Here is a 9,466-nt window from a genome sequence, read left to right as displayed (position 1 = left end):
CATGTGGCGACCATTAAACCGACCGCTGCCCAGCCTGGCTGGGCAAGTCATCTGGCTGATCGGGGCGTCCAGCGGCATTGGCGCGGCGCTGGCCGAGCAAGCGCTGGCCGCTGGGGCGCGGGTGGCGCTCAGCGCCCGGCGCGAAAGCGCGCTGCAGCAAGTGGCCGCCCAGCACCCGGCCGCGCTGGTGTTGCCGCTGGATGTGACAGATGCGGCGGCTTGGGCGCCCGCCTATGCGCAACTGTTGGCGCAGTTTGGCCCGCCCGATTTGGTGCTGTTTTGCGCCGCAGATTATCGCCCCGAGCGGGTGTGGGAAGTGGATGCCGCGCGCGCCGAGGCCACCTTGCAGCTAAATCTGGCTAGCGTCTATCACGCGCTGCAGACTGTGTTGCCCGACATGCTGGCGCGCCGGCAGGGCGGTATCGGGCTGATCGCCAGCGTGGCTGGCCTGATCGGGCTGCCGAACGCCAGCGTGTATGGCCCCAGCAAAGCCGCCTTGATCAATCTGGCCGAAATCCTGTACTGTGATTTGGCGCCGCACGGGCTGAATGTGTATTTAATCAATCCCGGCTTTGTGCAAACCGGGCTAACGGCCAAAAATCAGTTTGTGATGCCCGCGCTGCAAACCCCGGCGCAGGCGGCCAGCGCGATTTGGCGCGGGGTGGCGCGCGGGGCGTTTGAAATTCATTTTCCGCAGCGCTTTACCTGGTGGCTAAAATTCGCACGTATCCTGCCGTATCGGCTGCGGTTTTATATTTTGCAACGCTTTGTGGGCAATGCCCTGCCGGGTATGCCTTATCAGCCCCCGCATAAGGCCCCCAGTCAATCCGTTTTGCGCCACGATGAAGGAGCACGCTAAGCGATGCTAATCCAGACCGAGCTCGCCCCAGCCTGCAGCACCGAGCAAACCCGCGCCCAGTTGGCCGCGGTGCTGGCGTGGTATGCCAGCCTGACCCCTGCCACGCTCGCACGCGTGGCCGAGTTTTATCAGCCGCAGGCGCGGTTTAAAGATCCATTTAACGAAGTGGTGGGGCATGCGGGCATTGAGGCGATTTTCCAGCATATGTTTGCCACCACTGAAGGGCCGCGCTTTATCATCGGCGAGCAATTGGTGGATGGCCGTCAGGCCTTTGTGACGTGGGTATTCGAATTTAGCCTGAAAGGGCAGCTGTATGCGGTAAGCGGCAGCTCGCATCTGGTTTTTGGCGCTGATGGTTTATTGCGCCTGCATCGTGATTACTGGGATGCGGCCGAAGAGCTGCTGCAAAAATTGCCGGTGGTGGGCGCCCCCATCCGCTGGCTACGCCGCCAGTTCAAATTACCCGCGCATCCACCGCATTAAGCCCCGGCGGGGATGCCACCCCGGGTTGCAGTTGGTCCGTGGGCCATCTTGTTGTTTGGGTTGACTGGTTGATATTAGCGCGCTCTGTGAAAGCTGGAGTGGCAGAAATCGACCCAATGCAGACATTCTGAAATTCCAATTCAAATATAACAACGATAAGTCATGCATGCACAGAAGTTAAATAGCTACGCCGATGATACAGCGTGATTGATTATTTAAGGTTTTGGGGTGGTTGACTTTTGACACACGTGTTCCATTGTTGCCTGCATGAATGGCCCAATAATTGGCATGCTGCCGGATACTTCAAACTCGGGTGTTTTTTTCTCACCCTTTGTTGTTATGATTACCTCATCGAGAGTTCGTTTTAACTCCTTGTCACAGTCAAATTCAATTGTGGAAATAGCTGCGACATATTTATATGGGGGCTGAGATACTAAAGATTTTTTAACCTCAAAAAAATCTTGGCGCTGCTTGACGGTGGCTTTATTGTTAGAACGTCGAATTGAATCAGAATCCAAGTAAATCTTAGAAACTTGAGTTTCTTGAAATAGAAACCACTTCTCTGCTAGAGCTGTTGTACTTGTCAACAACAGCATCATGGATAGCATAACCGTCTTTATTTCATTGCTTGCCTTCAATTTCATTGCCTTCTCTGAAAATTAAAATCTAAATAAAGTCCGGATATAAGCTTGTCTTCGCATTGAGTCTTTACAAATTATCTCAAAAGTCCGCTTCTGGCCGACTGCAGCCTCTCGTTAAGCCTAATCCAGAGATTTTCATTTATTTGAATGAACGGCGAAGTAGTCCGGCCAACACCAATAGCGCACCAATACTTAGTAATAAAACTTGCGTGTAATCAACTTGTTCGGTTGGTATGATTCTGAAATAGATTGGTCGAGAGTTGGAGCTGAAAATACTCCAAATTCCCCTAGCTAAATCAATAGGTAATGATTCATGAAATAGGCCGAGCAGCAAAAAGAAGCAGCCTAAAACAATCAGGAGTCGTTTCATGCTTTTATCCTCGTTTGAAGTTCGCTAGTTGTGCAGTCGCCATCCCATTCTTGGCCTTGTTCACCAAACATGCTTGATGGCGGCTCATGGCCGAAACCAACCAGCCCTCTAGTTTAATCTAGTAGTTGCGCGTGAGCATTAATCCGAGTTTGTTGGTGGCTAATTCGCCCAGCTTTTACCTGCGAGTGATTCATGCTGGGGGTTGGCGCTCGCCACTGTCGGCACAATCCCGATTATTCAAAGCGGCAAAAAGAAAACCCCGCCATTACAGCGGGGTTTTCATGGGGTTTGCCTGTACTCATGTCCAGTGAATTTAGGCGCCGCCTCGCGCGAGGCGAGGCGGTTAACACAGAGTGTTAGAACGCAGATACTACCGCGCCTTTATACTTTTCTTCGATGAACTTCTTCACTTCTGGTGATTTCAAAGCGGCGGCCAGTTTTTTCACGGCAGCGGCGTCTTTGTTATCAGTGCGAGTCACCAGGATATTCACGTATGGCGATTCTTTACCTTCGATTACCAGTGCGTCTTTGCTTGGGTTCAGCTTGGCTTCCAGCGCATAGTTGGTATTGATCAGCGCCAGATCAACTTGATTCAGAATGCGTGGCAGTGTGGCGGCTTCCAGCTCTTTGAATTTCAGTTTTTTCGGGTTGCCCACGATGTCTTTGCTGGTAGCCAGGATGTTTTTGTTGTCTTTCAGTTTGATCACGCCGGCTTTATCCAGCAGCAAGAGGGCGCGGCCGCCATTGGTGGCGTCGTTGGGAATCGCCACGGTGGCGCCTTCTTTCAGATCGGCCAGTTTTTTCACTTTGCTTGAATACGCGCCAAATGGCTCGACATGCACGCCGGCTACGCTCACGAGGCTGGTGCCTTTGCCTTTGTTAAATTCGGTCAGGTAAGGCTGATGCTGGAAGAAATTGGCATCCAGTTTTTTCTCTGCCACTTGTACGTTTGGTTGTACGTAGTCGGTGAAGACCTTGATATCCAGATCCACGCCTTGTTTGGCCAAGGTGGGTTTTACGAATTCCAGCAACTCGGCGTGCGGTACGGCCGTGGCGCCGATGCTCAGTTTTTCACCGGCCAGGGCTGTGGTGCCAGCAAAGGCGGCGGCAACGGTAACCAGGGTGAGCAGCTTTTTCATGTCGATTCCTTTTGGGAGGGGTATAGGGTTCAACTCTTTTGGAGTGATAGCTTTGCAGCAGATACCCAGATGGGTACATGGCGTTTAGCTTATCAGTCCGCTGGTGTGGCCGAAAATACTGTTTGGTTATAAATATATGCTTTTGTACTCAGCGCCCGCGCCTTAGCGGCGGCTGAAATGCTGGACCAGTTTATCGCCCACCATTTGCAAAATCTGCACCAGAATCAGCAGCAGCACCACGGTCACGACCATGACATCGGTCTGGAAGCGCTGATAGCCAAAGCGAATCGCCAGATCGCCCAAACCGCCGCCGCCAATCACGCCCGACATCGCGGCATACGACACCAAGGTAATCGCGGTAACGGTAATCGCGGCCAGAATGCCGGGCATGGCTTCGGGCAGCAGTGCTTTCATCACAATCTGCCCGGTCGTGGCGCCCATGGCTTGGGTGGCTTCGATAATGCCGCGATCCACTTCGCGCAGCGCGGTTTCTACCAAGCGGGCAAAAAATGGCGTAGCACCCACCACCAGCGGTGGAATCGCCCCGGCCACCCCGAGCGACGTGCCGGTAATCAGCACCGTAAACGGGATCATGATGATCAGCAAAATCACAAAAGGTACCGAGCGCAGTACATTCACCAGAAGCGACAGCAGGTTGTACACCAGCGGCTGCTCCAGCAGCTGCCGTTTACCGGTCAGAAACAGCAAAATACCCAGTGGCAGACCTAGCACCAGGGTAAATAGCAGCGAGCCACCCAGCATGCTAAGCGTATCGAGCGTGGCGGTGCCGATGTCGGCCCAGTCGATATTGGCAAAGAGTTCGTTGATCATGCGCGTAATTCCTCGATTTCAATCCCTTCGTGGGCTAGCTGTTGCAGCATCAGAGCCACTTTAGGGCCCTGCAGGGCCAGGGTGAGCTGCCCGCAGGGCGTGTGCTTGATCCGCTCGATACGGCCGGCCAGAATCGAGAAATCCACCTCGTATTCACGCGCTAGGCTGCTCAGGTGCGACTGGTAGGTGGCTTCGCCCAGATAGGTGAGGCGCACAATTTTACCGGGCACGTGAGCAAAATCATCGGCTTCGTGGTTTTCGTCGATGTGCTCGCTCTCGTAGACAAAGCGGCGGGTGGTGGGGTGCTGCGGGTGTAAAAAGACGCGGCTCACCGGGCCCATTTCGACGATCTCGCCACCATCAATCACCGCCACCCGATCGCAAATCGTGCGGATCACGTTCATTTCGTGGGTGATCAGCACAATGGTGAGCTGCAGCTTTTGATTGATTTCCAGCAAAAGCTGCAGCACCGAGGCGGTGGTTTGCGGGTCGAGCGCGCTGGTGGCCTCATCGCACAGCAGCAGCTTGGGGTTGTTGGCCAGCGCACGGGCGATGCCCACGCGTTGCTTTTGCCCGCCAGAAAGTTGCGATGGGTACTTGTTGGCGTGCTCGGTGAGCCCCACCAGCGCCAAGAGCTCATTTACCCGCGGCGCGATGCTGGCGGGCTCGGCGCCGGCCACTTCGAGCGGGAAGGCGATATTCTGCGCCACCGTTTTGCTCATCAGCAGATTGAAATGCTGGAAAATCATGCCGATTTTCTGCCGGGCTTTGCGCAGCCCATCGCTGGAAAGCTCGGTCATATCCACTTCATCAATCAGCACGCGGCCACCGCTAGGGCGCTCCAGCTGATTGATCAGGCGGATCAGGGTGGATTTACCCGCGCCGGAATGACCAATAATGCCAAAGATTTCGCCCGCGGCGATGGTGAGGTCGATGCGCTTTAAGGCCGGAATCTCACGGCCATTAACGCGGTACGCTTTACTCAGATTTTCTAAAACAATCACAAGGTTGCCTTTTTAGCTGCCAGTGTCTCGATTATTCAGCAGGCATAGTGCTGCTTACAAGGGTATTAGTTTGCCGCCGCCAGCTGCGCGCGTAGCACGGCCACCACGGCGGCAATGTCGGCATCACTGATTTGCCAGTGGGTAGCCAGCCGCATCAGCCCGTGCTCGGGTGGATTGGCCTTAATGCCGTGCGCGGCCAGGGCTTGCATCAGCGCGGCGACATCCAGTGGGCGGGTGATGCGAAACCAGACCAGATTGATTTCTACCTGCGCAGGATCAATCTCGATGCCATCAATGCCTTGCAGGGCCACGGCCAGCACTTGCGCACGACGGTGGTCTTCATCCAGCCGGGCGCTCATCTCATTTAAGGCAATCAGCCCCGGTGCCGCCAGCACGCCGGCTTGGCGCCAGCCGCCGCCCAGCAATTTGCGCAGGCGCCGCGCGCGGGCGATGAATTCGTTTGAGCCGGCCAAGATCGAGCCGATGGGGGCCGCGAGGCCTTTACTGAGGCAACACATCACCGTGTCGCAATACTGGGTTAGTGCGGTCACCGGCACGCCCAGATGGGTGGCGGCATTAAAAATGCGCGCGCCATCAATGTGAAGCGGAATGCCCTCAGCCTGTGCCAACGCCCAGATCTCCTGCATCCGCGCCAACGGGATCACCCGGCCATTGGAATGCGCGTTCTCCAGGCAAATCAGCCCGGTTTTGGGCTCATGGATATCTTGCCCATGACGGATGCGTCGCGCGATGTCGTCGGCGCTAGGGGCGCCATCGCTGCTTGCAATCGCCCGCAGCTGCACGCCGGCGATATAGGCGCTGGCGCCGGCTTCGTGCCAGACAATATGGCTGCCTTCGTCGGCGATCAGCTCGTCGCCCCGTTGGCAATGCGTGGCGATGGCCAGCTGATTGCCAAATGTACCCGTGGGCACGAACAGGACCGCGGCCTTGCCCAGCTTGGCGGCCGCGGCTTGTTCCAGTATTTGTACCGTGGCATCGTCGCCATACACATCGTCGCCCACCGCCGCCTGGCTCATGGCCAGCCGCATGGCTGGCGTCGGTTCGGTGACGGTATCGCTGCGAAAATCAGGCATGGTGGCTCGATAATGAGAATTGAAGACGAATTGTCGGTATTTCTGTTGGCAGTGACTATAGCTGATAGCCCGTAGAATGCCCGATTGACAGCGCTTTATGCGAAAATGCTGATATGGAAAAAATGCACAACAATCAATCTTTATTAGCCCGTAGCCTCGCCGCCGTGTGGCATCCATGTACCCAGATGAAACGGCATGAAAGCCTGCCGCTGGTGCCGATCGCCCGCGCCGATGGCTTGTGGCTGACCGATTACGATGGCCATCGCCTGCTGGATGGCGTGTCGAGCTGGTGGGTGAATCTGTTTGGCCATAACGAACCGCGCATTAAAGCCGCGATTAGCGCGCAAATGGAGCAGCTCGAGCATGTGATGCTGGCCGGCTTTACCCACGCGCCCGTGGTGGAATTATCCGAGCAGCTGGGCGCGCTCACCGGCTTGGGGCATGCGTTTTATGGCTCGGACGGCGCCTCGGCCACCGAAATCGCGCTGAAAATGGCTGCGCATTACTGGCGCAATTTAGGCCTGCCGCAAAAAAGCCGCTTTGTGTATCTGGCGGACAGCTATCACGGCGAAACGCTGGGCGCCTTGTCGGTAACCGATGTGCCGATTTTCCGCACCGCTTATGCCCCATTGGTGCGGGAAAATTTCTGCGTGCAAAGCCCGGATCCGCGGCTGGCTGCCCCAGGCGAAAGCGCTGCGGATTACACCCAGCGCGCACTGGCCGATCTGGCCCGTGTGCTGGCGGAGCATAGCCATGAGATCGCCGCACTGATTATCGAGCCGCTGGTGCAAGGTGCGGTGGGTATGGCCATGTATGCCGCGGAATATCTAGCTCAGGCGCGTATACTCTGCGATCAGTATCAAGTCTTGCTGATCGCCGACGAAATTGCGGTGGGCTTTGGCCGCACCGGCAGCATGTTTGCCTGCGAGCAGGCCGGTATCCAGCCGGATTTGATGTGTTTATCCAAAGGCATTACCGGTGGCTATTTGCCGCTGGCAGTGGTGCTGTGTCGGGACGCGATTTATCAGGCTTTTTATAGCGATGAGGCCGCGCGCGGCTTTTTGCATTCGCATTCCTACACCGGCAATGCGCTGGCCTGCGCCGCGGCGCTGGCTACGCTGGAGATTTTTCGCACCGATCAGGTGATTGCGCGCAACCGGGCGCTAAGCCATGAGCTGAATCAAATCTTTGCACCGCTGGCGGCGCATCCGCGCGTACGGCATTGGCGCCAGCGCGGCATGATTTGGGCCTTTGATGTGCTGGACGCGCCAGCCGGCTTTGCCAGTCGCTTCTTCCAGTGTGCGCTGGCCCACGGCGTGTTGCTGCGGCCGGTTGGAAATACCGTTTATTTTATGCCACCCTACATTATCCAGCCGGAAGACGCGCGCCTATTGCTGGGCGCTACTTTGCGGGCCCTGGATGAGAGTTTGGCCAGCTAGAGGATGCGATCTTGAAATTTGCGGTGCCTGCCATTGATCCGAGCCTGGCTGCCACGGTGCAGACCGACCCGAAGCAAGTGAAGGAGTGGCTGATCGCCTTGCCCACCGGCAATGTGATCGAAGCCGGCCGCATGCTGCTGGATGCGCTCACCGTGCTCAATCAGGTGAAGCTGGAGCCTGAAGCGCGTATTCAGCTCTTAAATCAATATCAAAATTCGCTGGAAATGCTCACCGGTGGCTTTGAGCTGGCCTATGCCTCGCCCGCGCTGCCAATGCACGAAAGCGCCCGCACGGCGGCGCAGCTGGCGCGCAATGTCTGGCTGGCGATGGCCACCGGCTGGAAAATCGCCATGCAGGATAAGCTCGATGAGAAAATTCTGGGTCTCTTTACCAGCCACAATAAAATCCCGCCCACGCTGATTCAGGCCACCTTGTATAGTTTTTGGCGGGTGGCGCAGGTGTCGGCCCGGCTGTATCAGCCTTTGCCACCGGGCTTGTGGCAAGAAGCGCATCAGCTGTTTCGCTATGGGGTCGAGCATAAAATCCTCGATGAGCCCAAAAACGACAACCCTAAAGACAAAACCAGCCGCCCGCTGGCGACGCTGTATAAGCAGCTGGTGCTGCTGGCGCTGGCCGATCCGCACCGCTTTGCCGGGCCTGAGTTTGATAAGGTCATCGAGATTATCGAAAGTTATGCGCCGTATGCGCACTTTCAGCCGCTGGGTAAGCTTAGCTCCAGCGCAGGCTATTTTTTAATCGAGCTCAATAGCGATAAAGCGCCGTATTACGTTGGCAATCGCTCGCTAGAGCCGTATCTGGGCCAGGCGGTGTTGTTTGATACCATCGAGCTCGCCAAGCGCTTGCATAAGGCTGAGCATTCGGTGGAAGCCAAAGCACCGATGGCCAAAGATCGCAGCAAAGTGCTGATGTGGCTGGAAATCTTGCGCCGGGTGATCCGGCAATGGAGCATCGTGCCGCACCGCTTGTATCAGCGTATCCCCACCGCGGCCAAGGTGCGGGTGGCGTTTGGCTTGCAGCGGGCGGTGATTCGCCTCAATGGCGGGCAGCAACTGATGCCACCGGGGCGCAGCGCAGCGCTCGGGCATGAGGATTTATTACTCACCGAGTGGCAGGTGGTGAATGAAAGCCCGGGCGGTTACGGCATTTTGGCCAATGATTTGCCGCGCGAGCATGTATTGCCCGGTGATCTGGTGGCGCTGTCGGTCAGCGATGAGCGCAACTGGATGATCGCCTCGGTGCGCTGGTTGCAGCAACACCCCACCGGCGCGATGGAAATGGGGCTGCAAGTGATGAGTGCCAAGGCCCAGCCGCTGTTGATGCGGCAGAGCACCGCCGCCGCGCAGGCGTTTTTCCCCGCCTTGCTGCTGCCGGCGATTCCGGCCTTAAAACAAGGCCCGCGCATCGCTACGCCGAAAGGGGAATATATCCCGCTGCGCGATTACACGGTGGCCCTACCGGCCGGTGAGCAGCATGTGCGCTCGGCCAAACTGGTGGAGCAGCAAAACGGCTATGATCTGTTCGAATTTACTGGTGAGCTGGGGCAGAGCGCGTAGCGGTTTGGGGCGATCTGATGGTTGCTATGCCG

General features: G+C 56.7%; 10 protein-coding genes. 4 read left to right on the top strand and 6 right to left on the bottom strand.

All coding sequences use genetic code 11. The features are described 5' to 3' along the window. The first annotated feature begins 1 nt into the window (after position 1). Positions 2-859: an SDR family NAD(P)-dependent oxidoreductase gene (locus L991_RS02785; RefSeq protein WP_081986456.1), complete on the top strand. Its 858-nt coding sequence runs from the start codon at positions 2-4 to the stop codon at positions 857-859. 3 nt (positions 860-862) lie between these two features. Beyond that, the gene (locus tag L991_RS02780) at positions 863-1,342 is read left to right on the top strand and encodes a nuclear transport factor 2 family protein (RefSeq protein WP_081986454.1); all 480 of its coding nucleotides are present in this window, start codon (positions 863-865) and stop codon (positions 1,340-1,342) included. A gap of 215 nt (positions 1,343-1,557) precedes the next feature. Here the strand turns inward: L991_RS02780 and L991_RS02775 are convergent, their stop codons facing one another. The 6 genes from L991_RS02775 to ltaE form a co-directional block, all read right to left on the bottom strand. Continuing rightward, the gene (locus tag L991_RS02775) at positions 1,558-1,986 is read right to left on the bottom strand and encodes a surface-adhesin E family protein (RefSeq protein ID WP_047391987.1); all 429 of its coding nucleotides are present in this window, start codon (positions 1,984-1,986) and stop codon (positions 1,558-1,560) included. 136 nt (positions 1,987-2,122) lie between these two features. Further along, positions 2,123-2,353 carry a hypothetical protein gene (locus L991_RS17180; protein WP_156128961.1) on the bottom strand — a complete coding sequence of 77 codons (231 nt, stop codon included), beginning with the start codon at positions 2,351-2,353 and terminating at the stop codon, positions 2,123-2,125. 356 nt (positions 2,354-2,709) lie between these two features. Beyond that, complete coding sequence (locus L991_RS02770; RefSeq protein ID WP_047391984.1) at positions 2,710-3,492, bottom strand: MetQ/NlpA family ABC transporter substrate-binding protein; 783 nt, start codon at positions 3,490-3,492, stop codon at positions 2,710-2,712. Positions 3,493-3,654: 162 nt separating this feature from the next. Further along, the gene (locus L991_RS02765) at positions 3,655-4,323 is read right to left on the bottom strand and encodes a methionine ABC transporter permease (protein ID WP_156128960.1); all 669 of its coding nucleotides are present in this window, start codon (positions 4,321-4,323) and stop codon (positions 3,655-3,657) included. Next, positions 4,320-5,327: a methionine ABC transporter ATP-binding protein gene (locus L991_RS02760; RefSeq protein ID WP_028449491.1), complete on the bottom strand. Its 1,008-nt coding sequence runs from the start codon at positions 5,325-5,327 to the stop codon at positions 4,320-4,322. Before L991_RS02760 ends, L991_RS02765 begins: the two co-directional genes overlap by 4 nt. Positions 5,328-5,392: 65 nt before the next feature. Further along, positions 5,393-6,421 carry a low-specificity L-threonine aldolase gene (gene ltaE / locus L991_RS02755; RefSeq protein WP_047391983.1) on the bottom strand — a complete coding sequence of 343 codons (1,029 nt, stop codon included), beginning with the start codon at positions 6,419-6,421 and terminating at the stop codon, positions 5,393-5,395. A gap of 122 nt (positions 6,422-6,543) precedes the next feature. Here ltaE and L991_RS02750 point away from each other — a divergent pair, with 122 nt between their 5' ends. After that, complete coding sequence (locus L991_RS02750) at positions 6,544-7,860, top strand: adenosylmethionine--8-amino-7-oxononanoate transaminase (RefSeq protein WP_047392047.1); 1,317 nt, start codon at positions 6,544-6,546, stop codon at positions 7,858-7,860. A gap of 11 nt (positions 7,861-7,871) precedes the next feature. After that, a complete protein-coding gene (locus L991_RS02745; RefSeq protein WP_047391980.1) occupies positions 7,872-9,434 on the top strand; it encodes a hypothetical protein in 1,563 nt (520 codons plus the stop codon). The last annotated feature ends 32 nt before the right edge of the window (positions 9,435-9,466 follow it).

The organism is Chitinibacter sp. ZOR0017 (assembly GCF_000799095.1).
GTDB lineage: Bacteria > Pseudomonadota > Gammaproteobacteria > Burkholderiales > Chitinibacteraceae > Chitinibacter > Chitinibacter tainanensis.
The sequence above is the reverse complement of the archived record's forward strand: the minus strand, read 5'-3'. Positions and strand labels throughout refer to the sequence as shown.